Annotated in this window: 16 protein-coding genes and 2 tRNA genes; 5 read left to right on the forward strand and 13 right to left on the reverse strand. The window is 46.7% G+C overall.

Annotated elements, in window-relative coordinates:
• Position 1 precedes the first annotated feature (1 nt).
• Complete coding sequence (locus ACO0KZ_RS18020) at positions 2 to 784, forward strand: alpha/beta fold hydrolase (protein WP_422997763.1); 783 nt, start codon at positions 2 to 4, stop codon at positions 782 to 784.
• A gap of 9 nt (positions 785 to 793) precedes the next feature.
• Here ACO0KZ_RS18020 and ACO0KZ_RS18025 read toward each other — a convergent pair whose 3' ends face one another.
• Entirely contained in the window at positions 794 to 1,315 is a 522-nt protein-coding gene (locus tag ACO0KZ_RS18025) for a DUF1203 domain-containing protein (RefSeq protein ID WP_422997765.1), read from the reverse strand.
• Positions 1,316 to 1,638: 323 nt separating this feature from the next.
• On the opposite strand from ACO0KZ_RS18025, the gene ACO0KZ_RS18030 reads away from it, so the two are divergent.
• A complete protein-coding gene (locus ACO0KZ_RS18030; RefSeq protein WP_422997767.1) occupies positions 1,639 to 2,766 on the forward strand; it encodes an SPFH domain-containing protein in 1,128 nt (375 codons plus the stop codon).
• 93 nt (positions 2,767 to 2,859) lie between these two features.
• Positions 2,860 to 3,942 carry a hypothetical protein gene (locus ACO0KZ_RS18035; RefSeq protein WP_422997769.1) on the forward strand — a complete coding sequence of 361 codons (1,083 nt, stop codon included), beginning with the start codon at positions 2,860 to 2,862 and terminating at the stop codon, positions 3,940 to 3,942.
• A gap of 228 nt (positions 3,943 to 4,170) precedes the next feature.
• On the opposite strand, the gene ACO0KZ_RS18040 is transcribed toward ACO0KZ_RS18035, so the two are convergent.
• The 5 genes from ACO0KZ_RS18040 to ACO0KZ_RS18060 all read right to left on the reverse strand — a co-directional run bounded on the left by ACO0KZ_RS18040 (position 4,171) and on the right by ACO0KZ_RS18060 (position 12,717).
• Entirely contained in the window at positions 4,171 to 4,605 is a 435-nt protein-coding gene (locus ACO0KZ_RS18040) for a hypothetical protein (RefSeq protein WP_422997771.1), read from the reverse strand.
• Positions 4,606 to 4,622: 17 nt separating this feature from the next.
• Positions 4,623 to 5,783, reverse strand: coding sequence for a hypothetical protein (locus ACO0KZ_RS18045; protein WP_422997773.1), 1,161 nt, complete (start codon positions 5,781 to 5,783; stop codon positions 4,623 to 4,625).
• A gap of 675 nt (positions 5,784 to 6,458) precedes the next feature.
• Complete coding sequence (locus ACO0KZ_RS18050; protein ID WP_422997775.1) at positions 6,459 to 7,121, reverse strand: DUF4124 domain-containing protein; 663 nt, start codon at positions 7,119 to 7,121, stop codon at positions 6,459 to 6,461.
• A 99-nt stretch (positions 7,122 to 7,220) separates the two neighbouring features.
• Positions 7,221 to 7,346 carry a hypothetical protein gene (locus ACO0KZ_RS18055; RefSeq protein WP_422997777.1) on the reverse strand — a complete coding sequence of 42 codons (126 nt, stop codon included), beginning with the start codon at positions 7,344 to 7,346 and terminating at the stop codon, positions 7,221 to 7,223.
• Between the two features lie 250 nt (positions 7,347 to 7,596).
• Positions 7,597 to 12,717 (reverse strand): alpha-2-macroglobulin family protein, encoded by a 5,121-nt coding sequence (locus ACO0KZ_RS18060; protein WP_422997779.1) that lies wholly within the window; start codon positions 12,715 to 12,717, stop codon positions 7,597 to 7,599.
• A 395-nt stretch (positions 12,718 to 13,112) separates the two neighbouring features.
• Here ACO0KZ_RS18060 and ACO0KZ_RS18065 point away from each other — a divergent pair, with 395 nt between their 5' ends.
• The gene (locus ACO0KZ_RS18065; RefSeq protein WP_422997781.1) at positions 13,113 to 15,752 is read left to right on the forward strand and encodes a TonB-dependent receptor plug domain-containing protein; all 2,640 of its coding nucleotides are present in this window, start codon (positions 13,113 to 13,115) and stop codon (positions 15,750 to 15,752) included.
• A gap of 99 nt (positions 15,753 to 15,851) precedes the next feature.
• Here the strand turns inward: ACO0KZ_RS18065 and ACO0KZ_RS18070 are convergent, their stop codons facing one another.
• The 5 genes from ACO0KZ_RS18070 to argS form a co-directional block, all read right to left on the reverse strand.
• Entirely contained in the window at positions 15,852 to 16,670 is an 819-nt protein-coding gene (locus ACO0KZ_RS18070) for a helical backbone metal receptor (RefSeq protein ID WP_422997783.1), read from the reverse strand.
• Positions 16,671 to 16,675: 5 nt separating this feature from the next.
• Positions 16,676 to 17,452 carry an SDR family oxidoreductase gene (locus ACO0KZ_RS18075; RefSeq protein WP_422997785.1) on the reverse strand — a complete coding sequence of 259 codons (777 nt, stop codon included), beginning with the start codon at positions 17,450 to 17,452 and terminating at the stop codon, positions 16,676 to 16,678.
• 129 nt (positions 17,453 to 17,581) lie between these two features.
• Positions 17,582 to 18,301, reverse strand: a complete 720-nt coding sequence (locus ACO0KZ_RS18080; protein ID WP_422997787.1) for a thiol:disulfide interchange protein DsbA/DsbL — start codon at positions 18,299 to 18,301, stop codon at positions 17,582 to 17,584.
• Between the two features lie 33 nt (positions 18,302 to 18,334).
• Positions 18,335 to 18,946: an SPOR domain-containing protein gene (locus tag ACO0KZ_RS18085; RefSeq protein WP_422997789.1), complete on the reverse strand. Its 612-nt coding sequence runs from the start codon at positions 18,944 to 18,946 to the stop codon at positions 18,335 to 18,337.
• A 66-nt stretch (positions 18,947 to 19,012) separates the two neighbouring features.
• On the reverse strand, positions 19,013 to 20,725 hold the full coding sequence (gene argS / locus ACO0KZ_RS18090; protein ID WP_422997869.1) for an arginine--tRNA ligase: 1,713 nt from the start codon (positions 20,723 to 20,725) through the stop codon (positions 19,013 to 19,015).
• A gap of 279 nt (positions 20,726 to 21,004) precedes the next feature.
• Here argS and ACO0KZ_RS18095 point away from each other — a divergent pair, with 279 nt between their 5' ends.
• A complete protein-coding gene (locus ACO0KZ_RS18095) occupies positions 21,005 to 21,913 on the forward strand; it encodes a recombination-associated protein RdgC (protein ID WP_422997791.1) in 909 nt (302 codons plus the stop codon).
• A gap of 149 nt (positions 21,914 to 22,062) precedes the next feature.
• On the opposite strand, the gene ACO0KZ_RS18100 is transcribed toward ACO0KZ_RS18095, so the two are convergent.
• Together ACO0KZ_RS18100 and ACO0KZ_RS18105 are read right to left on the reverse strand one after the other, a co-directional pair.
• A tRNA-Asp gene (locus tag ACO0KZ_RS18100) sits at positions 22,063 to 22,139 on the reverse strand.
• 36 nt (positions 22,140 to 22,175) lie between these two features.
• Positions 22,176 to 22,251: transfer RNA gene (locus ACO0KZ_RS18105), tRNA-Val, on the reverse strand.
• Positions 22,252 to 22,281: the final 30 nt, after the last annotated feature.

Consider the following 22,281-nt stretch of genomic DNA (forward strand, 5'->3'; position numbering starts at 1 on the left):
AATGACGACTTGGGTATTATTACGAGGCCTGATGAGAGAATCGCGACATTGGGGTGATTTTCCACATCAGCTACAAAAAGTGATAGGCGATGACGGCATTGTATGCCTCGATTTTCCTGGCAATGGCCCGCTTTTCAAACAAAACAGCCTGACCACAATTCCCGAGATGGCAAACGATTGTCGCCAACAACTACTGGCAAAAGGATGCAAACCGCCCTATCACGTATTAGCCATTTCACTCGGTGCAATGGTCGCGGTTGCCTGGGCAGATTCATTTCCTGATGAGCTGAAATCGCTCATCTTAATCAACACCAGTATGGCCCCGCACAATCCATTTTATGAGCGATTACGCCCACAAAACTATCCTCGCTTGTTACACACTTTATTATTCGGCAATACCCAAAAACGCGAAGCGTTAATTCATAAGTTGACCAGTCAAATGGTTGATAAGAACGCTGCCGCTGCCACCATCGATCAATGGATACACTACGCGCGAGAATGTCCTATAAAGCGCAGCAATATTCTGCGTCAATTACGCGCGGCCTCACAGTTTCAGGCACCAGAACATGCGCCCAAATCGGCGATCTTACTTTTGGCGGGGCAACAGGATCAATTAGTGGATATGCATTGCTCTCAAACCTTGGCTGAAAAATGGCAAGCGCCATTGCGCATCCATCAGCAAGCCGGACATGATCTGCCTCTAGACGATAGCCAATGGGTAATCAAAGCGATTCAAGCATGGCGCCGTGATGTTTTTCGCGACAAGAAATTTGACGTAGCTTAGCCAGCACCACTAGGTAGGTACTCGTTCAATACGGCATGCATAACAACCGTAGGCGGGAAACCGGACTAGCACGAATTGAACTTCTGGTCGAATCAACAAAGCTTGCAAGTCAGCTTCGCACTGCTGCGGAACTGTAAGGCAGGCATCAACAATGCGCTCTTGCGCTGAATAGGCACGTAACACGAATTGTGATCCAAGATACGCCTGTTCGATGAGATCAGGCAAATGCTCAAAATGCGCTTGCGTCTTCATATATTCATGTTCATGGGCACGAATAAAAATCGGACCATATTCCTTATACGGCCCAGCAATCTCAAACGGACAGTAACTCGCCAAAATCAACTCATCGCCAGCCTTAGCCCTGTGCAAGCTATCGCGACACGGCTCGCCACCACACGCTATCAGTCGTACGACAGCTTGACCTTGATCATCCACACCTAACTCACGGGCGCGTTGCAGGAATGTCGATTTCACAGGAGTTATTTTGTAAGACATATCGGGTTGCACTTTTCGTTCCAATCTTTGTTTCATGCTTTGCACCTTGTAAGTTTCGAATTAAGCCTTGCCATTATCAAATACAAGCTTTAACAATGATCGCCAGATTCGGACGCACAATTGAAATTCTGTGTCCTTAAGATAAAGTGCCTGAGGATTTTTTCACATTCAGATCGGCAAAAAAGTGCATCGTAAAGATTAGCAAACAGCACTTGTTATACCGAGCCAGATAAGTAATACTATGTTACTAACAAATTACTACCGATGACATCGTTTAAAAAGACAATGTGAATTTCGGCGGTATAAATTTCGCTGTAATTTCGCTGTAGTTTCGCTTTACATAGAGACAGGAGAGCACCATGGGACTCTGGAATAAACTAAGTAATGAATTCATCGATATCGTCGAATGGTTGGATGACAATCCCAATGTGATGGTGCATCGCTTTGAGCGCTATCAGAACGAAATAAAAATGGGCGCCAAACTCACAGTGCGTGAAGGCCAAGTTGCTGTCATGGTGAACGAAGGCCAGATGGGCAAAGGACAAGTCGCCGATGTATTCATGCCTGGCATGTATGAGCTCAGCACCGAGAACATGCCGCTCCTCAGCACGATCAAAGGCTGGAAATATGGCTTTAACAGCCCATTCAAAGCCGAAGTTTATTTCTTCAAAACCACCCGCTTTACCAATTTAAAATGGGGAACCGCTGGTCCTGCGACTATGCGCGATCCCGAATTTGGCGTGGTGCGTGTCACTGCCTTTGGTATTTACGGTCTACGTGTTCGCGATGCAAAGACGGTCTTGCTCGAATTGGTTGGCACACAAGCTGACTTCACCATTCAGGACATCGAAGAAAATCTGCGCGGAAAAATTGGCGTGCGCATCAAAGAAGTCATGCCGGAAATCGGCGTGCCGGTCATCGACTTAGAAAGCAAAGTCAGCGTGGTCGGCCAGCGCATACAAGAAAAGATCGCCAGTGATTTTGAGCAGTACGGCTTAGAGCTGTGCGAAGTACAAGTACAAGATATCGGCTTGCCGGAAGAAGTCGAAAAAGCCATCGATCAACAAGGTGCGATGCGCGCCATCGGCAATATGCAACAATTCGCCCAATACCAAGGTGCACAAGCACTACGCGATGCGGCACAAAATCCCGGTATGGCAGGTGCGATGATGGGCGTTGGTGTGGGTGGCATATTAAATCAAAGCATGGGTAATTTATTTCAAGCGAATAATACACCAGCAGCGAATCCGGGCATGGGCGCTATGCCGCCACCTCTGCCTGGGGCAACGCCTTACTTTGTCGCTGTCAACGGCGCGCAAGCAGGTCCGTTTGAACGAGCTGCTTTGCAAACGCAAGTCGCTAATGGCACATTAACACGCGACAGCCTGGTTTGGCGTCAAGGTATGGCAGCTTGGGCGAAAGCTAGTGATCAGGCAGATTTACAAGACCTGTTTGCTGCAATGCCGCCACCGCTGCCACCGCAATAAACTTTTTAAATCCTGTTCACACTGATCTCATTTCAAACGATTCGTATTGATTGAGATCAGCATCAACTCAGCCACCGATTCTTGGATTCGCTTGTGACAACCAAAACTTATCCCTGCACCCAATGCGGTGCCAAACTTGAATTCGCACCGGGTCAATTGGCGCTCAAATGCCCATACTGCGGCAATCAGAATCAAATCGAATCCGACGCGACCGAGCAGGCGATTGCTTACGAAGAATTGGATTACGAAGCTTACTTAAGCAAACAAGCTGGCAACGAAGCGACGATAGAGCAGCAAACTGTCAAATGCACAGGATGCGGCGCGCAATCGCAATTTGGACAAAACATCGTCTCTGATCGCTGTCCGTTTTGTGCCGCGCCGATGATTGCCGCCAACGCCTACGCCAAGCGACAAATTCAACCCAAAGCCATCGCACCATTCGACATCAAAGAAAGCGATGCGCGCAAAAAATTTAGCGACTGGGTCAACGGCCTATGGTTCGCCCCTAACGCTCTCAAACGCGCCTATCGCGCTGAACGTGGGTTGAAGGGAATCTACACGCCATACTGGACCTATGACGCCAATTCTGACACGACCTATCAAGGCCAGCGTGGCGTCGATTACACCGTTACCGAAAGCTACGTACAAGATGGCGAAACCAAAACACGCCAAGTCACCAAAACGGATTGGTACTCGGCATCAGGCGAAGTGCAAGTCAGTTTCGACGACGTCTTAGTGATCGCCTCCAAAACGCTACCAAAACAATACGCTGACAATCTAGCACCGTGGAATTTGAATAAGCTACAAGGCTATCGCGATGATTATGTCTCCGGCTTCACAGTCGAGGCCTACCAAGTTGCGCTAGAACCCGGCTTCGTCGATGCCAGAACCATTATGGAAGAGGCTATACGCAGCGCGATCTGCCGCGACATCGGTGGTGACCACCAACGCATCACAGCAATGCAGCCACGTTACTCCAACATCAGTTTCAAACACATCTTGCTACCGATCTGGTTATCGTCCTATAAATATGGCGAAAAGACTTATCGCTTTTTGGTGAATGGGCAAACGGGTGAAGTACAGGGAGAACGCCCTTACTCGTATTGGAAAATCGCGGGTGCGGTTTTGTTGGCGTTTGTTGTGGTAATGGTCGTGATTGCTTTGACTAAGAAGTAGATTGGAAATCTGGAAAAATGTCTCGCAGAACGCGAAGACCTAGAGACAATGAAGTTTCAACATCACGGCTAACTTGTTGTCGATCAGAGAAACCCTCAACAGCGCTGGATTTGTTATCGCGTATTGATCTGCAAACTTCGCGCATTACATTATCGCCAAGCTCATGATTGCAGAACAGTGCATTCGTGCAATCAGAGCTGTTGAAACTCAAATTCAATTCCTGCCTATTTACTCAATTTCTAATAAGACTTTAACACTGGTATCGACTGCGCTTTTCTCGATATATCCCACCGCGTCTGGGTTACTAGCGACTATTTTTTTAACCTCCGCACTTGAGGTTACCTCCTTCGGTGGTGAAGCTTTTCCGGAGAAGACTAACCGTGCCCAAATTGCTTTCACCTGCGCGGGAGTCTTGTCTGCAACTTTGCTGTAGAAATTTTTTCTTACTTCAGAAGTTTCACTTTGATCCACTAACATTGGAGTCCCTGCACCTTGCAATTGACTCGATTTACCGAGAAATAAAGCAGCAGCTTGTTCTTTGTTAATACTGGTTACCGCACTCTTAGCGCCAACCACCATAGCAATTTGAGCATGTGCGAGGCCACAGAATGAACTAAGCAAGAAAGTCGCCAATGTCATGGCGAATAGTAAGGTCTTTTTCATGATGCATTCTCCCTATTTCAAAATACGCGGTCATAACTTAAGCGCAGAACGGTTGCATCTCCACCAAAGTTCTTGGTGATATCAGTGTGACGATCAATTTGTGTTTTGATAGCGCTACTAGCATCAAGTTCGTATTTCAAGCTAAGTGATAAGCGTTTATAAGACTGCGGTACATATTTGGCTTGATCGGAGCTCTTCTCTTTGTATTCCGCGTAATTAAGAAAGGGAGTCCATTCTCCTAAATGCACTCCTGCACCTAGGGTGAATGCAGGGGCTTTGTAGCTATACCCACTAGCGCTAAAATCTCGGCGCAACTGCGTCACCTCTGACAAAATAAACCATTTATCGAGATCAAGATTTACCGCGACGCCAAATGCACTTAACTTAGCGGTTTGGTCTTGTTTCAAGTCGAAAACTTGTGATCGGGCGTTCGCCTGCATATAAACGCCTCGCACTGTCAATGGGCCATTATTTAGTTCCACATCAGTGCCGATGATACTTTTCCATGAAACCTCGGATTTATTCGGGTAATACAAAGTCAAATAGAGAGGATCCTTTGTTTTCTCAGAGCCGCCAAAAATACTTGCAGATAGATTGGTATCACCGAAACTATTGTTATATCTCAAGCTGGCACCATTGAAGTTGGTCACTTCCCAACCGTAAAGCTCAGGCGGGGTGCTAACCCATGGATAGGAAAGACCAATGTCTTGAAAGTCGGAATAGTAGTACAGCGGAATGCGTTTGCGACCTACTTGCACTTCCCAATGCTTATCCAATTTATAGCCTGCATAAGCCCATTGAATATTCGGGGTGCTATCGGTCCCACGCACCACGATTTGACTCACCAAACTCAAATTGGCACTGGGTTTGTAATTGAACTGAATACCAGCTCGTGACTCTGGTTTAAGCGAAAAATTATCACGGTACACGCCGGCATTTCCCCAATCGGCGGTATAACAGGGACAATTAGCACCAGCAATCGGAACACCATTGACGTCGCCTTGAATCACTTTGCCCCCAGTCAGGGAAACAAACCCGGTAATTTTAAAATCGGTTGTTTCTTGTGCTAAAGCGGTGGAAATGTGGGAATTGACTAGCACGAAAGAAACGCTTGCTAGATACACGAACCGTTGCAGACGAATTGAAAATCTCTTGATGCGTGAATGGACAAAAATCATGATGTTTCTCCCAATAATTGGATACACAAAGACACTGTCAGACACCATATAGTCCGTCTTTTCTTGCTGCTTTGCAAGAAGACTGCGTTGTAACGCAATCAGATTGCATACTGACGTTAAATCTGTCTCCGAAAAAGCACAGGCCAGCGACACCTATGCCCATATGCTCACATGTCAGAGCACCTCGAAAATAAAGCGACATAAGGCCGCATTCAATGAAGGGCATTGACCCAGCGCTACAATCGACAAATACGACCGATACGCAAATGCTGTCAACAGCCAGATTTGACGCCATTTACAAATACTAACTAGTGATCAAAGTGGCATATGCGGCTAAATAACTAAGTTGAGATCAAAAAAGAAACGCCTTTGTTTAATTTGTATACTGGAAAAATTCGACTCTTAAGATTCGCTATCAATAGCTGACACGACATCGCGGTCTAACAAGCTTATTCCAATATCAGCCTCAAACCCATCTTGTTACCAATCTGGCTCTCCAGGTACAAGTATGGCAAAAAGACTTATCGCTTCTTAGTCATGGACAAACAGGTGAAGTACAGGTTGAAAGATCTTACTCGTATTGGAAAATTCGGGCGCGGTGATGGTCGTGATTGTTTTGACTAAGATGTGAATTGAGATTCAAGAATTGAGGGAAATAGTTCTCTTTTATTGCCCTCAATTGGTCATTTTGAAGACTGATATCGGGCCTTTGTCCTCAGCCGTCTTCGCTTCACAAGTATTCATTTCGGGCTTTTTACGAAACGCATTGCATTCAATTTTCACTTTCGGACAGCTTGCTAGAAAGCGATCATGAGCAGCATTTCTTTCCGGCCCAAAATCCATGCTGTACAAATTCACCGCTAGGACAATACACTTTTGTAGCGCGGGCTCACCAAGTGACAAAATAGACGTATGTTCTGAACCCTTAACTGGCATGCGTGTTTTGTATTCTGGCCATTTTTCTGGCTTTGCCATGCGGGAAAAGTCTGGTGCCGATGGAGGAGCTGTTGACGCAATGCGGCTAGGCGGTGAGATAGGTAAATGGTCAAAATTCGGCGGATGAATTATGCGAGGTAGCTCGACCACCTGAAGTTTTCGGTTAGGATTAAGATCGATCTGTGGCGCAACCGAGCTGGTAGTTGGCAATTTCGATGGTTTGATATCGCTTTCTTTGGACGTACTAGGCGCGTTCCGCTTATCGCCATAATGCACTTTTCCATCCTTATCGACCCACTTATAAACGCCTTGTGCGACAAGATTTTCGCTTACACAAGTCATCATTAGACACAAGGCAGCAATATTCAGGGCGTGATTTTTATGGCCGAGTGAGTAAGTCATAACATTTTGTGTACAGATGAAAATGTTTATTATAAAGCAACGGGAGTGTTTATAGCCGCTTTCAGGCATTGATTGCGCTCAGCATGAAGAATTTTTGCCTTATGAAGCAGTCGTATTTTGCTTACCTTGCTGAAACATAAACTCACCTGAAAAACGATCTGCATTGGGCTTAACTGCCTGACTCAATGTCTTCGGAGCACCATACAGAGTATGGCAACTTTGCATCAATCATCCTTTTGCTTGAGACAATAAAATATGTTTTCAAATTTGAAGCAAGGGTGGAGTTAATGATCTTGATAGGTCATGTATTTAGTGCTCTTGCACGCTAAACTTTAAACCAGTCATCAGTGTCGCCCGCACTACAAAATTCGAGTGATTTTTTCATCGACGAACGACACTGTGCTCCTGCTTTCACTGAGGCAAGGAGCACAGCTAATTGCGCCACGTCTATGCATTTAGTTCGCTGGTATCGAGATTACTTCGCACCACGTGGATCAACCACATTCACCGCCTCAGGCGAAGGTCCATAAGCGCGGATATCTGGTCGATACATGTCCTCGGCATAAGTTCCTGGCACATGGAAACGTCCTGGTGTAACGACACGTAGCATGTAGAACAGATTGATAGCATTGCCATTGAGTCGAACTGCGGCAACGAACCTATCGTCTCGGTATTCTTTGTGCTTGATGCGTTCATCCGCCATTGCAGCTGCGAGGTTCACACCATCGATGCTAAATTCACCTGCTTGCGGACCCTGCGAGATGTTGAGATTTTCTACCTCTAAACCCGCTGGGATATGATCGATCACCATCGCATCTTCGATGACTTGTTTAGACTTGGCGGTGACGCGCACTATCAGCATATCGCCGACTTTGAGATTACCGCCGTTCCAAGGTTTGCCAGCAACGGTGAACCATTTACGTTCTAAGCTAATTTTTTCTGTGCTTGGAATTGGTAATTTCAATGGATAACCACTGGCTTCAAGCTCTATCCACAAGGGATTAGTACCTTTGTTTTCCAGCGTGATACCTTTGATTGCCAAGGCGGGATCGAAGCTGCGACTCTCACTGTTTTTTGAGCTGATAGTGCTGCTGCCATCGGCCGTTTTGAGGACCACTTCCCATGGATCAGTGACGGTTCCACCTGCTGCACGTGCAGCTAAGAATAAAGCGATGCGCTCTTGCGTGGAGAAATAGCCACGTGGTTTGCCGAGACGATCAGCGAGGTTGATCAACATGGTTTCACGTTGTGGATGAGCGACCTTATGACGCAACATCAAAGCGTAAGACATGGCTTGATCACGCACCGCGGTCCCGTAATCACCTAGGTAATCCCAATCCCAGTCGGTGCGTATGCCATACGGTTTGGTCATCGCATCATTGAAAGCAACATCAGCACGTTTTTGATCGCCCATCATTTGCAATGCCAAACCTAAGTGCACCAAAGCGAGTGGTGATTTGGCGCGATCACGATAGCTATCGTGCAGCAGGCGCAAAGAGGCTAACGAGGCTTTTTGATCACGTGCCAACATATAGCCGATGTGTGCCAACTCGGCAAAGCGTTGGTGACTATTGCGGATCAAATCATAATCGCGCCAGTCGTACTGACCGCTGGCATTTGGTTTGACGGCTGCAGGTAGTGGCGAGAATTGATTTGCAGCACCGTTGAGCTTTTCAGTCATCCATTTTTGTGCGCGCTTGGTCATTTCTTCAGGCACATTAAAACCGGCTTCGCGAGCATCGGCTAAGAAGCTGGTGACATAAGGTGTCAACCATAATTCATAAGCGCCGTCGTTACCATTCCACAGACGGAAGCCGCCTTCTGCACCTTGCATGCCAGCGATACGGCTGATCGCACCTTCGATAAATTTAGCACGCTGTTCACGCGTGTGCGGTGCCAGACCGACTGCTTTAGCGCCCTCTTCATCGATGTAGACATGAGGGTAAGCCGCGCTGGTGGTTTGTTCTAAACAACCATAGGGATAATCAAGCAGGCCTTTGACGATGCTGCGTACATTCAATGGTGGGCGATTCGACATCGCCACGCTCAGGGTGGCCGAGCCGCGGTAGAAGCGTTCAACCATATTCGCATCGAGTTTTTGCGTCGCACCCGGCTCTATACGCAAACGACGCGCATCTTGTTCACGTGGTACTGGCGGTTGAATTTGCAGTGCGAATTCTCGATGAATCACGACCGGCTTTGCACCTGCTGTTTTAACGTCAAGGCTGATACGTGACAGACCAAATGGTTCTGTCGGCTCCACGTTAAACCGCAAGATAGTTCTTTGCTTAGGAACTAGTTTGACATTGCGCTCACCCTCGGCGATTTTCAATAATTTATCTGCGGAGAGTTTGATGTTAATGCTCTGCTCGCTCTGCATCATATTCGTTACATCGAGTGCGAAGGTCGACGTATCGCCAGGGCCGATAAAGCGCGGTGTAGCGATCTCGGCTACGATAGGGGCGCTGACCACGACTTCTTTATCAGTGCTGCCATACGCATCATCAGTCGATGCAACGACCATCACGCGTAAAGTGCCGTTGAAGTCAGGAATATTCAGAGGCACATCGGCTTCGCCTTTATCGTTGAGCTGGACTGGTCCTGAAAAGATATCAACCAGTTTCACTTTCTTAGGCATGCTCTTGGTGTCGCGTTTACCTGCGTCACCGCCCCATTTAATTTTGCCGGGGGTACCGTCCATACGCTCGATTAGTTTGCCGTAAATATCGGTCAACTCGGCGCTGAAACGATGTTTACCGAAGAAGAAATCAAACGGATCTGGGGTTTTAAAGCTGGTGATATTCAAGATACCCACATCGACTGCAGAGACCGTCACCATGGCTTTTTTACCCGCCGCATTATCGACTTTCACTTTCGCGATCATGCGTTTTTCTGGTTCGACTTGGGCAGGTGTCGTCACACTTACTTTTAATTTACGTGCTTCGCGTGCCAGCGGTAACCAAGTCAGACCTACAGCACGTGCAGGCGTGACTTTATCGCCTTGACTACCGGGACGGAATACGACCGTTGAAATGTACATGTCAGAGCGGTTCCACGATTTGTCGATAGGAATGCTTACCGTCGTACCACCCGTGCTAACGGAGACTCGCTTGCTCCATAAAACTTTATCGGCTTCGACTAAGACCAAGGCTTCACCATCGTGTGGTGGAATGATATTGAGTTTGACGTCGTTGCCCGGTTTGGCTGGTGCGCCTTCCAGTTGCATGCGCACGCGATCAGGACGATTGCCTACGCTTTCACTGTCCTGTGCATTCCAACCTGCGTAAAAGAAATAACGGGCGACTAGATTCGTTTCAGGATCGGTGACTTCTAAACGATAACGTCCCCACTTCACAGGTACCGTGAGTTTGGCACGATTTTTTAATTCTAAAGCACCTGCATGTATGGTCTCTTCACCTTCAGAATAACCTGAATGCCAGCCACGACCCGCGTCATAACGCCAGTAATATTCACGATCTTCGCGTACCAATTTAAACGGCGCTTGTTTGAGTGCAGAAAACTTGCCGGCAGTATTCACACGGATAATTTCAAACTCCGCCATGCTGCCTTCCCGTGCCACATCTTTTTCAAACAATGGGCGTATGCCTATTATGTTTTGCGCTGGCCACCAAACGCGTTCTATCGAGCGCACAACAGGACGACCACCAGACTCTAGTAAGCTAAAGGCGGCACGCACTTTCAAGGGTGATTTTGCGTTTGCGACAAACGGGACATCGACTTCGGCTTTACCGCTATCATCTAAGGCAGCTTCTTCTAATTCAGAACGGCTTTTATTCGTATCATCGGCAAAATCGCCAAAGATAAAACCTGGCCATTCTTTGGCGACAGGATTTTTCAATCGCTCCTGCGCCACGCTACCGAGCAAACGATTGCCTGCCGCTGGTGCGCCGTATAAATAATCACCTTGAACCGCCACACTAAAATTGGTGGTATCGGCCAGCGGTGTGCTGTCAGATTTCAAACTCAGCTTCATGCGTTCTGGCAAAAATTCTTCCACTTGGAAAATGTAAATAGAATCTGGACGTTTCGCGCTAGGGTCGGCACGGAACTCCAAACTCCATTTGCCGGTTGCGGCGTCTGGCGGCAGATCGATTTTGTTCTGCAAATAACCAGGCGTCTTAGAATTGGGTTGCCAGATGCTAGAGCTGACCACGTCACCACTTGGTTTCTTTAAATCGACTTTAATCGGTGCGGGTGGTAAGGCGACACCTTCAGCGGTACGTGCCATTAAAGATGCAGTGAATTTTTCACCCGGACGATACAGGTCACGCCCCGACCATGCGAAGAGTTTTGCGTCGCGTGGCAAATGACCACCGATATCAAATTCAGCTAAATCCAAACCCGGCTCTTGCAAAGCAATGATAGAAGTTTCTTTACCGCGTTTGGCTAACAATAATTTGGCGCCATTTGGCAAACCCGGTAAGACACCATGGCCGTCACCATCGGTTCTGCCGCGCAACAAGACTTTACCGTCGTCGCCTAAGACTTCTAACTCAATACCACTCTGCGCTTTTCCATCCTTTAGAGAAGTAGTGAACACATCGGTTTGTTTGAGCTGACGACGCACGTGCAAGCCGATGTCGCTGACATAAAAATAAGTGACTTGATAATCGTAATCATAGTACCCAGGACGACGCATCACGGCGACATAAATGCCTGGCTCTTTAAGCTCGGTAATTTTTTCAACGGGTAAGAAACTGACTTTGCGACTATTTGGCACTTCATTGGTGACAAAGCGATTTTGATACACGCTTTGAGCGATACCTTGCAAGGCATTGAGTTGCCAGCCTGAGGTAAGACCTTTGAGTTTGTTCCGATTGCTGTAGTAATCGTAGTAATACTCGCCTTCACCTTCGCCCTCGCTTGCAGTGTCGTCTTCTTCACTTTGTTGACCACGATTTTTGCCGACTACCATATCGATAAATTTGGGTAATTTTTCTGGTGAGATACGCAAAAATTCCACGTCAACTTCAGGAACATTCACGCTCACAACTGGCAGGCCACCATTTAAACCTGCTGGCAAGACTGTACCTTTGCTGGCGAAGAAATAAGAGGCAGCCATCTCGTCGCTGATCACTTCACAAGTCTGTGCTTGATCTAATTTTTTACCAGCACTGGATGCGATGGCGGCACTCAGATTAACTTTGTATTTGTGCCCGGCTTTGACGAATGGAAATAGCAAGACATGCGGGTTATCTGACACGATCCAACCACCTTTTACCAGCTCACTGGGCTTGGATGCTGCGGTTGCAGCAGCATCGGCTTTCTCTGTTTTTTTAGGCTTAGTTTTATCGGCTTTAGTGTCGCCGAGGTCAGATACCTCGATGAGTTTATCGAGCGCCTGGTCGGCATCTACACTCTGCGAAAACATGACCGCCAATGCAGGCTTGTCATCATGTAAGCGAGCAGTGCAACTTCCCATCGCAAAAGGCGCATCTGGATTAGCAATAAGCGCATCACCACCCACCGGGAGATGTTGCTTCTGCTTTTTTATCCACCAGGTTCCCGCGGCAGCCGCACCTAATGCGGCGACCAGCAATACGATACCTAAAGTTTTTTTTGAAAGTTGTGCCATAGATCCGTCCAAGTAATTTGCAATTTCATAGTGAAACTTTGCCTATTTTTCTCCCAATAAATGACACTGGAATGAAGTGAGAAGCAATCAGCAACGGGTTTCGAAAAACCATAGGAATATAGCATTTTTGGCACGAATACAGTGGTATTCGTAAAAAGAATGGAAACGTAGTTTTTAATTTTCCACGTGGAAACACATATGAGTATTTGCAACATTAAATTGCAATAAGTGCACAGTAAAAACAACACTATGAGCGTTCAAATTTGCTCGATAACGAGGTGCTCATGTAGTATGGATCAGCCTGTTTCGATGACGAAACCTGCATACCAGTTGTAAATGCGCGTTGTATGACGAACCCCGTCTACAACGATTTCTAAATAGATGGGAGAAAAAAATTGAACAAGAAATCAACTGAATCCAACAAAATCGGGAAAAAAGACGTTTTCGTAAAAAGCGCTGTCCAGGTAGCGATCTTGTTATTAGCCACAGGTTCGATGGTACATGCGCAGGAAGCAACGCCGGCGAAAACAACAGAAAAAGTAGCGCCGCCGCAAGAAATACAAGTGGTCGTGGTAACCTCAACAGGTACACGTGGTTCTCAACGGACTATGATCGACACACCAGTACCAGTAGACGTATTGGCTGCTTCCGAATTAACCAAAACAGCACAAGCCTCTCTCGACAAAGCCTTAGCTTTCCGTGTTCCCTCTTTCAATACAGTACAAACCCCAGTCAATGATGCAACTTCTTTGCTTGATCCTTACGAAATTCGTAATATGGGTCCTAGTCGCGCATTGATCTTGATTAACGGTAAACGTAAGAATTCCAGCGCTTTGGTCTACACACAAACCTCTCCAGGTCGTGGCGAAAGCGGTGCAGACATTTCAGCGATTCCTCAAGATGCGATTAAACGCATTGAAGTGTTGCGTGACGGTGCGTCAGCACAATACGGTTCCGATGCGATCGCTGGTGTGGTTAACATTATTTTGAAAGACAACCCAAGCGGCACATCGATTACAGGTCGCACTGGCGTGACACACGAAGGCGACGGCAAAATGCAGGCGCTGAGTATCAATCACGGTTTGGCTCTAGGCGACAGCGGTTTCGTGAATTTGACGTTTGATGTTTCCAAAAATGGTTTATCTTCACGTTCAGGCATCGTCAGTGCGCGCGGTGAAGCGGCAACTTTTGGCGATGGCCCAAGTACTTTCGCAGCTGATTTGGCGGCCGTAAATGCCTTCCTTTCAAAAAAACCAGATGCAGGTAACATCAACGGCTCACCAGAAACACGCGCAGCAAAATTCTTGATCAATTCACGTTATGATTTTTCGGGCGGCGTTTCCATGTATGCCAACGCTGCATACATCGACAAAAAAATCGACAGCTACGCGAACTATCGTACGCCATACTGGCGTCCAACTGACTACGGCCTTTTGACCCCAAGTGGCGCGCCGTATCAAGGTTATGTTCCTGGTTTCTTGGGAGCCCTGAAGGATTACAATGCAACAGTGGGCGCCAAATTTGAAGTCGATGGTTGGTCATCTGATGTCAGCTTGACTTTCGGTGGTAACGAACAAACGTACACGGTCACAAATTCTGTCAACCGTGGTATGGAAAATGCATACTTAGATGCAGTGGCAAAGAAAACTACGCCATTGCCGCCGCATGGCCAAACACGCTTTGATGCAGGTGGTTCTAAATTTAACCATACCGTTTTCAATGCTGACTTCTCTAAAGATATCGCTAAAGGTGTCAGTTCCTATTTCGGTACTGAGATCCGAGCAGAACAATACACATTGCTCGCAGGTGAACCGGCATCATGGCTGTATTCTGGCTCTGACTCTTATGCGGGTAACACACCAACCAATTCTTTCACATCAACACGTTCTAACTACGGCGCCTACGGCGGTACGGTTTTTGACATCAGCGATGCTTTCGTTGTTGATGCGACAGCACGTTTCGAACGCTATAGTGATTTCGGAAATGCGACAATTGGTAAATTAAGCGCCAAGTACAAATTGAATGATGAAGTGACATTGCGCGGCTCCTTATCAACAGGCTTCCGTGCGCCATCTTTGCACCAGATCTACACGCAGAAAACACAGTATTCTTTCTCAGGTGGCCAAATTCAGGTGTCCGGTTTAGCGAGCAATGTTTCTGCAGAAGCGATAGCACTTGGTGTACCAAAACTAAAAGCAGAAAAATCCACCAGTGTCACTTTGGGTATTGGCTACAAGCCAAGCAAAGACACCAGCATGACTTTGGATTACTACAATATTTCCCTCAAAGATCGCATTATTTTGGGTAAAGAAATTAAACCTAGCGGTGATCCTAAGGCAGAGTTGGATAAGATTCTGAAGGCAGCAAATATTGTTTCTTTGAGCTTCTTCGCAAATGCTTTGGATAGTAAAACTTCCGGTATTGACTATGTCTTTAACCAGCGCAATATGAAACTAGGCGATGGCAAATTGGCGTTTAACTTGTCGGGCAACTACTCTTTGAAAAATGAACGCGATGGTGCGGTCAATAATCCGGCAGCAATTGCGAAGGCTGGTCAGTCTGTATTGGATATCACTCAAGAAGCTTTGATGTTCACGTCTCGTCCTAAGTTCAAAACCCTCGTCGGTTTCGACTATGATATCAACGACTTCAATTTCTCTTTGAATAATACGGTGTTTGGTCCAACTAGATTTAGAAATGCCGATTTGGATCAAAATCTGGAAGTGGTCTTCAAAACAAAAGCTGTGACCGATTTTTCTGTCAACTACCAAATCAGCAAAAACATGACCTTGGCGTTCGCAGTGAACAATATGCTTAACGTTACACCATCATGGAAATTGCAAGCTGCTGGTGACAAAGCGAAAGGTCAGGCAATTTTGGATAGTAAAACAGTGGATTACACGGGTCGTACACCTACTCAAATCCAATCTGACAACATCACATTTGACCAACGTTACTCTATGGTCACCTATGATGGCTCTCATTTCAGTCAGTTAGGTCGCATGTACAACCTGTCTTTGAACTATCGCTTCTAAACCTATGCCGTCGATCGTGACGGTATAGTTAAGAGTGAATACTCTGAGCAAAAAAAGAGACCGCAAATATTTGCGGTCTCTTTTATTTTCAAATCGCACTTAAATCGCTAATTCCCTCAAATAACGCATCCCCTGAATTGATCTGCTTCCATACCATGACAGCATTTCGCCATCGACCAAGATCACAGGCTTTTGAATTTGCAGCTGAAGTTGTTTAGCATCTTGCACATTGAAACTATACGGCTCGGTCGACAACAAAACACAGTCAACATGCTGCAAGCTGACATCATCCCACTCAAATACAGGGTATCGTTGCGAAGATTTACTGGATTGCCATTGTAAGTAACCACGCCTTTGCAGCAAATGAGCAATATAGGTGTCACGACTGACCGTCATCCATGGATCTTTCCAGATGCAGTACAACACTTGCCTGACTTCAACGTCAGGGTTTAATAGAGCCCACTGATGCTCAAATTGTTGACAGAGTTCTTCAGCTTTTTGGTTGACGTTAAAGATAGCGCCCAACAGACGAAATAAAGCCAGGTTATCGCGTGGTTCGATAGGATGTGTGACAACGACATGTGGAATGAACTCAGCTAACAGCTCAACGGTCGGCTTCTCATTTTCATCGATATTCACAATTAAGTGCGTCGGCGCCAATTTGCGGATTTTTTCTATATTCACATCCTTAGTACCACCGATTTTAGGAATCGAATGCACGATGCTTTTAGGATGTATGCAAAATCCAGTGCGACCGACCAAGCTCTGTTGCAATCCCAGATCGCATAACAACTCAGTAATCGAAGGCACTAAGCAAACGATGCGCACCGTTTCACCCGCACTAACAGGTCGATGTGAATTGCCATAAGCATCTACCAACTTATCCATTGCACTAGCATCAGAAAATTTTGCACTCATGATCGCTACTTAGTTTCACGGGCTTTGCGTGGGGCATTCGAAAAAGCAAGATCGTAGACAAAGTTAGGTAAAGCACGCAAAATTTTTGCTACGATGCCCATCTGCCATGGAATCACGCGGTAGCTAATACCTGTCGCGATACTGGACGCTGCCTTACTTGCAAACTTATGTGCAGGCTGTAAGAACGGCATAGCGTAACTATTAATTTTCGTCATAGGCGTATCGATGTAACCCGGCGCAATCGTCACGACTTTGATACCGCTCTGTCGTAACTCCACTCTTAGAGATTCGCAATAACTGATCACTGCGGCTTTAGAAGCACTGTAAGCGCTAGCCCCTGGCAAGCCACGTATGCCGGCCACGCTAGCAATTCCCACCAAACGACAAGGTTCTTGCCATGCATGCTGCTTCATATGCTCAATAAATGGCATGAAAGTAGCAACGGTTGCCAACACATTGGTTTCCATCACACGCCGGAAAACGGGCAAGTCTTCACTCAATTCACTCAGTGTACCAACCGAAATACCTGCACTAGCAATCACCACATGCACTTTGCCAGCGCGGCGTATGAAATCATCTGCGGCTGCCTGCAATGTTTGATGTTCGTTCACATCGGCTACATACAAAGCGTGGCGCCCAGGCTGCGGCAAACTATCTCGTAGTGCTTTTAGTCGTTCCAAATTACGTCCCACCAAACCCAACATTGCACCTTGCTGTGCGTACTCTCTGGCCAAAGCCTCACCTAAACCTGACGAGGCACCAGTTATAAAAACGGCTTGCATATTACTCCCATTCGATCTTCTAGTGGCTATCTGCGATGTTGGTATCAACAGCCATACTCGATACAAAAAAAATCCGCCAGAACGACGGATTTTTCATGAATCATTGCAATTAGTCGCAACAGCAAGAACTTACTTCTTCTTGGTAGCGGCCGCCGGTGCTGCTGGTGCAGCTGCAGGCGCAGCTTTGACTGGATTTTTTTCTTGATAGACTTTATCGACCACCCAATCCATCACTTTTAAGCCAGCATGATTAGCCGGATCGGTCGATGGATTGCGTGATTTTGCATACAAGTCTGCGGGAGAAACAACAAAACGTCCATCGATCACCACAGTAGGTACGCCATTAATTTTATAGTCATTCATCAATTGAGCCGCACGACTTAACTTCGATTGAATCGCAAATGAACTGTAGATGTCGGCAAATTTTTTCTTATCCAAACCCACTTTCTCTACGTATTTCATCACTTCTGCATCGGTTGATAAACGATTACGGTCAACGTGAAAAGCATTGAAAGTCTTTAATTGATATTCATCCACCTTACCCATCGCTTCCAAGGTGTAATACAGTTTTTGCTGGGTAACCAGTTCGTGAAAATTAACGTGCACGCGTTTTACTACTATGCGATCACCCTGTTTCTTAATCCAGCCTTCCAAATACGGCTCGAACGCATTACAAGCGGGGCAAAAGAAACCAAAAAACTCTGTGACCTCCACTTTCTTGCCGGCCTCAACTGGTTGTGGACGATCCAATACCGTGTACTCCTGACCGAGGCGAGGTACGTTTTGCGCGCTCGCTGCAACGGCAATAAAACCTAAGCTAATCAATAACAACTGACGAAATAGACGCATAATTTCCTCTTAAAATATACTACAAATCAATATTTACTTGGCGCTACGCACGATCGCCGTGTCGACACCACTCTCAGACAACTTCGCGCGCATTTTGTTCATTGCATCTGCGTGATCGAACGGACCAACACGTACTCGGTGCAATACATTACCGTCATTGTTCTTTTCACTTACGCTCGCCTCCACCCCAACCAAAGCTAACTTCGCACGGGCACTTTCTGCTTCTGCGACCTCTTTAAATGCTCCAACCTGCAAGTAATAAATATACTTATCATCGGCCACTTCTGGCTTGGAGGCTGCGGCGACTGGCGCAGCCGGTGCAGCTGGCGCTGTAGCAACCGATGCTGGTGCACCTACTGCAGTTGCTGGTTTTATGGTTTCGGCGGCTTTACTGCCTGCAACTTCTTTTGCCGCCTGATTCACCGCATCTTTACTTCCGTATAAAGGCTTATTCGGGTCCTGCATTTGCGCTACAGGCAAATCCGCTTTATCACTCTTAGCATTTTTATTGGTAAACGGCGTAGGTGTTTTTGTGATGACTAAAGCCACCACCACAGCGATTGCTAAGCCTATCACCAAGCCAATAATGATGCCGGTCAAGGTGCTTCCTGCCTGACCCTGTCCAAATACTTTTTGCGAACTCATGTCTCTCCTATCTGAGGCTATTTTTTCTTTGTTTATAAAGATTTCTGAAATGGCTGCGTCGCTAATTTACATTTGATTCGGCGCAGACACACCGATTAGACTCAAGCCATTACGCAACACCTGACGAGTTGCCAAAATTAACGCCAAGCGCGCCAATTTGGTTGGCACATCATCCACCAATACTCGCTCCGCATTGTAATAGCTATGTAACTCACCAGCTAAATCACGTAAATAAAACGCCACTTGATGCGGGCCTAATTCGTCCAAGGCTTTTTCTAGCATCTCAGGATATTCGGCGAGTTTTTGCAATAACGATGCTTCACGTGCCGCAGTTAGTGGCGACAAATCGACCTCTTTCAATGCAGCTAAGTCAGCGTCAGACTCACTGTACTGCGACAACATACGGCAGATACGCGCGTGCGCATAATGCACATAGTACACAGGATTTTCATCTGATTTTGCGAGCGCCACATCGACATCAAAGACAAATTCGGTGTCTGCTTTACGTGAAATCAGGAAAAACCGCACTGCATCGCGGCCTTTTTGCACGTCGCCACCGCCTGACCATTCGATCAAGTCTCGTACCGTTACATAAGACCCCGCACGCTTAGAGATTTTCACCTCTTCGCCATCTTTCATGACGGTGACCATCTTGTGCAATACGTAATCAGGGTAACCTTTTGGTATCCCTTGATTCACGGCCTGCAAACCGGCCCTTACCCTTGCAATCGTCCCATGATGATCGCTACCTTGAACGTTGATAGCCTGGCTATAACCACGTTGCCATTTGACCACGTGATAAGCCACATCCGGCACGAAATAGGTGTAGGTACCATCCGACTTCTTCATGACGCGATCTTTGTCATCGCCATATTCGGTCGTACGTAACCAAAGGGCGCCGTCTTGTTCGTAAGTCTTACCTGCAGCGATCAAAGCAGCCACAGCTGCTTCAACTTTTCCATCCGAATACAAGGACGATTCGAGGTAGTAATTATCAAACTTCACACCAAACGCCAGCAAATCGATATCTTGCTCATTACGCAGATAAGTCACGCTGAATTGACGGATCGAATCAATATCGTTGGCATCGCCACTGCCTTTGACGGGCTCACCATTGCTGGCTGACACCGTCTTCTGCGCTAAGAAGTCTTGCGCAATCTCTGCGATGTATTCGCCGTTATAAGCAGATTCAGGCCATTCAGCGTCGCCCGGTTTAAAACCGTTGGCACGAGCTTGTACAGATAAAGCCAGATTGCCAATCTGAACACCAGCATCGTTGTAATAGAATTCACGCGTCACTTGATAACTTTGTGCCTCTAATAATGCCGACAAAGCATCACCGAGCGCGCCTTGGCGACCGTGACCGACATGCAATGGACCCGTTGGATTCGCAGACACAAACTCGACAATGACTTTTTTTCCCGTGCCTTTAACGCCCTTACCAAACTGATCCTGCTGCTGCAAAATCGTTTTCACCACCGCTTGTTTTGCTGCTGCGGTGACGCGCAAATTAATAAAGCCCGGACCAGCCAACTCTGCACTGGCAATCAAAGAGTTATTTTGTGCCAATAAGGCATCGACAATCTGTTGCGCCAACTCACGTGGATTTTTTTTCAAAGGCTTAGCAATTTGCATCGCAATATTACAAGCGATATCCCCATGTGAAGGATCACGTGGACGCTCTAGCGCAATCGTAGGATTAAGTTCAGTACCTGCAAGTATGGGCGCTACAGCGCTTTTTATTGCTTCGAGTATGTCGAGTTTTTGCTGGGCTAACATGATGTTTAGATAGTTTTTTTGCTGCGCGTGAAAATCACGATACACACAAATATTTGAGAGAAAATTAGCAGTCATTATAACCTTTGTGCGCATCCTGATTTGCCGCAAACCATCGTCAATTGAAGAAAAAGACACGGGATACGGAATGAATCGACATCCCATACTTAATGACGAACTAGCATTCACCTGTAAATTGACGGTCACTTTCTGCACAGAAGCTTCTACAGTAGACTAACGAACGTGTAGAATAAGCCGCTTTTCCTCTCCTCTGGATTGCACATGTGGTTTAAAAATTTACAAGTTTTCCGTCTTCCTGCCCCTTGGAAAGTCGATGTTGAACAATTGAATACGCAATTGGGATCTCAATCTTTTTCCAATACAGGTTCTGGCGATATGCAAAGCGAAGGCTGGGCATCTCCTCGCAATAACGACAGCTTAATTCATAGCGTCAATCAACAATTGCTACTGCTTTTGCAAACCGAAAAGAAACTCCTACCTTCATCGGTTGTGAATCAGGTAACCAAAGCGCGCGCAAAAGACCTAGAGGAACAACAAGGTTTTGCCCCCGGCCGCAAAGCCATGAAAGACTTGAAAGAACGGGTCACTGATGAGCTGCTACCACGCGCATTCTCTATTACGCGTCAAACCTGGATTTGGATTGATCCGGTGAATGGCTGGCTGGTCATCGATAGTTCTAGCCCAAGCAAAGCTGACGAAGTCATCAAGTTGCTCCTGAAATGCGACAAGATTCCCATGGAAAGTTTGCGCACCAAGATTTCGCCTCAAACAGCAATGACCGATTGGCTAGCCGGCAATGAAGCACCAAAAGGCTTTACGATAGATCAAGACACCGAATTACGCGCCCATACCGAAGACAAAGCCACCGTGCGCTACGTACGTCACTCAATTGATCCTGATGATGTGCAACGCCATATCGCTGCCGGCAAGCAATGTACAAAATTGGCCATGACTTGGGACGACAAGATTTCGTTTGTCTTATCCGAAAATCTGGCAATCAAGCGCATCAAGCCTCTAGATATCTTGAATGAAGATAAAGATCAACGCACGGCAGACGAAAATGAACGCTTCGATGCTGACTTCCTCTTAATGACATCCGAATTGGCGAAGATGCTAGACGACATCGTATATTCACTGGGAGGTCAATTGGCCGATCCATTAGCCGCATAAAACTAATTAGCCAGATATAAATGAAAATGCCAGCAAAACGCTGGCATTTTTTATCTTTTGATTGAGCTTAATTCTTACTCGCCCTATTTACTCGCCGTTTTTTTCACGGACGAAAAAAAACGCGCCTTAGCGCGTTTTTTCTTACAACTTGGCGGAGCGGACGGGGCTCGAACCCGCGACCCCCGGCGTGACAGGCCGGTATTCTAACCAACTGAACTACCACTCCGTTTTAGAAAGGCATCTGTACTTTGCAGTTATTTGATGGTGGGTGCTGAGAGGCTCGAACTCCCGACCTACGCCTTGTAAGGGCGCCGCTCTACCAACTGAGCTAAGCACCCATATACTACTTGCTTAGTTCAAATAACTGC

The sequence above is a fragment of the Undibacterium sp. Di24W genome, from assembly GCF_049340325.1.
In the GTDB taxonomy this organism is placed as follows: domain Bacteria; phylum Pseudomonadota; class Gammaproteobacteria; order Burkholderiales; family Burkholderiaceae_D; genus Undibacterium.

Excerpts from the sequence above, each read along its gene's own strand:
- ACO0KZ_RS18020 (WP_422997763.1), top strand. The coding sequence starts at position 2 with ATGACGACTTGGGTATTATTACGAGGCCTGATGAGAGAATCGCGACAT.
- ACO0KZ_RS18025 (WP_422997765.1), bottom strand. The coding sequence starts at position 1,315 with ATGAAACAAAGATTGGAACGAAAAGTGCAACCCGATATGTCTTACAAA.
- ACO0KZ_RS18030 (WP_422997767.1), top strand. The coding sequence starts at position 1,639 with ATGGGACTCTGGAATAAACTAAGTAATGAATTCATCGATATCGTCGAA.
- ACO0KZ_RS18040 (WP_422997771.1), bottom strand. The coding sequence starts at position 4,605 with ATGAAAAAGACCTTACTATTCGCCATGACATTGGCGACTTTCTTGCTT.
- ACO0KZ_RS18045 (WP_422997773.1), bottom strand. The coding sequence starts at position 5,783 with ATGATTTTTGTCCATTCACGCATCAAGAGATTTTCAATTCGTCTGCAA.
- ACO0KZ_RS18050 (WP_422997775.1), bottom strand. The coding sequence starts at position 7,121 with ATGACTTACTCACTCGGCCATAAAAATCACGCCCTGAATATTGCTGCC.
- ACO0KZ_RS18055 (WP_422997777.1), bottom strand. The coding sequence starts at position 7,346 with ATGCAAAGTTGCCATACTCTGTATGGTGCTCCGAAGACATTGAGTCAG.
- ACO0KZ_RS18060 (WP_422997779.1), bottom strand. The coding sequence starts at position 12,717 with ATGGCACAACTTTCAAAAAAAACTTTAGGTATCGTATTGCTGGTCGCC.
- ACO0KZ_RS18070 (WP_422997783.1), bottom strand. The coding sequence starts at position 16,670 with ATGAGTGCAAAATTTTCTGATGCTAGTGCAATGGATAAGTTGGTAGAT.
- ACO0KZ_RS18075 (WP_422997785.1), bottom strand. The coding sequence starts at position 17,452 with ATGCAAGCCGTTTTTATAACTGGTGCCTCGTCAGGTTTAGGTGAGGCT.
- ACO0KZ_RS18080 (WP_422997787.1), bottom strand. The coding sequence starts at position 18,301 with ATGCGTCTATTTCGTCAGTTGTTATTGATTAGCTTAGGTTTTATTGCC.
- ACO0KZ_RS18085 (WP_422997789.1), bottom strand. The coding sequence starts at position 18,946 with ATGAGTTCGCAAAAAGTATTTGGACAGGGTCAGGCAGGAAGCACCTTG.
- argS (WP_422997869.1), bottom strand. The coding sequence starts at position 20,725 with ATGTTAGCCCAGCAAAAACTCGACATACTCGAAGCAATAAAAAGCGCT.
- ACO0KZ_RS18095 (WP_422997791.1), top strand. The coding sequence starts at position 21,005 with ATGTGGTTTAAAAATTTACAAGTTTTCCGTCTTCCTGCCCCTTGGAAA.